Annotated in this window: 1 protein-coding gene; it reads left to right on the top strand. The window is 55.3% G+C overall.

Annotation, left to right across the window (positions count from 1 at the left end; translation table 11 throughout):
• The coding region (locus ACFQ2O_RS21905) for a reverse transcriptase domain-containing protein (RefSeq protein WP_377533092.1) at nucleotides 1-807 on the top strand (807 nt) is incomplete at its 5' end.
• Between the last annotated feature and the right edge of the window lie 25 nt (nucleotides 808-832).

Genomic DNA, 832 nt, shown 5'->3' with positions numbered 1-832 from the left:
GGGAGACTTGTCAAGCGTCGGAAAGGCGTACCGCAGGGCAGTCCGCTTAGCCCGTTGCTCTCCAACATCATGCTTCATGAGCTGGATAAGGAACTAGAAAGACAAGGGTTGCGCTACGTGCGCTATGCCGACGACTTCAGCGTCTACACTAAAAGTGAAGATGAGGCCCGAAAGGTTGGCAACGCTGTATTCCTTTTCCTAAGGGACAGGCTAAGGCTGCCTATCAACAAAGAGAAAAGCGGCATTAGGCGCCCTGTGGATTTTCAGATTTTGGGCCACGGGTTCGTGCCCACTTACAGGAAGGGCGACAAGGGCCGCTACCAGCTGGTGGTGGCAAAGAAGGGATGGGCAAGGCTGAAGCAGAAGCTAAAGAGCATTACCCGCAAAACCACGCCCTGCTCTTTTGACGAACGTATCCGGGAACTGAAGGAGGCGCAGCGAGGCTGGGTCCCCTACTTCCGCATGGCAAGTATACAGGGCAAACTCAAAGACATCGACAGCTGGATACGTAACAGGCTCAGGCACTGCATCTGGCACGACTGGAAGCGACCGGAGCGGAAAAGGAAGAACCTGATCCGATTGGGCGTCCCGAAGTGGCAGGCCTACGCCTGGAGCAGGACCAGGAAAGGGGGATGGGCAGTGGCTCAAAGTCCGATCCTGACAACGACGGTAACGGTGAAAAGGCTCGTTCGGAGGGGGTATGAATCTTTGCTCGATTACTACAGGAAAGTAGCTCCACAACTTAACGAACCGCTGTATACGAGACCCGTACGTACAGTGGTGTGTGAGGCGCACCCTGCTACCTAGAGGTGGCAGGGCCGTCTACACGATT

Origin of the sequence: Pontibacter rugosus (genome assembly GCF_042678745.1) — a bacterium.
In the GTDB taxonomy this organism is placed as follows: Bacteria; Bacteroidota; Bacteroidia; order Cytophagales; family Hymenobacteraceae; genus Pontibacter; species Pontibacter rugosus.
This window is presented reverse-complemented; position numbering and strand designations above follow the sequence as displayed.